General features: G+C 81.2%; 1 pseudogene. It reads left to right on the top strand.

The window, feature by feature from the left end:
• A pseudogene (locus tag CTKZ_RS21200) lies at positions 1-442 on the top strand (sacsin N-terminal ATP-binding-like domain-containing protein); the annotation flags it as partial.

Below are 442 nucleotides of genomic sequence, written 5' to 3'. Positions count from 1 at the left end.
CGCTCGCGCTGCTCGCGGACCGGCCGGTCGAGGAGCGGGCCGCGCGGGACTGGCGCGTGACGTGGGCGCTGCCGCGGTCGGGCGCGCACGCGGGGGTGCGCGTCGTGCACGCGCCGACGCCGACCGACGAGCCGTCGACGCTGCCGGCGCTGCTGGTCGCGACGCTGCCGCTCGACCCGACGCGTCGGCGTGTCGCGGCCGGGCCGCTCACGGAAGCCCTGCTGGACCGTGCGGCGCAGGTGTACGCGACGCTCGCGCAGCGGGTCGCGGCGGACGGCGGGGACGCGCTCGCGCTGGTCCCGACGGGTCTCGCGGACGGCGCGCTCGACGGTGCCCTGCGGGCGCGCGTCGTCGAGCGGCTGGCGCGCACGCCCCTGCTGCGGCGTGCGGGCACCACCGGCCGCCCGGACGCGGACGGAGGGCGCGCGGATCACCCCGACGC

It is taken from the genome of Cellulomonas algicola, from assembly GCF_003851725.1.
GTDB classification, from domain to species: domain Bacteria; phylum Actinomycetota; class Actinomycetes; order Actinomycetales; family Cellulomonadaceae; genus Cellulomonas; species Cellulomonas algicola.
This window is presented reverse-complemented; position numbering and strand designations above follow the sequence as displayed.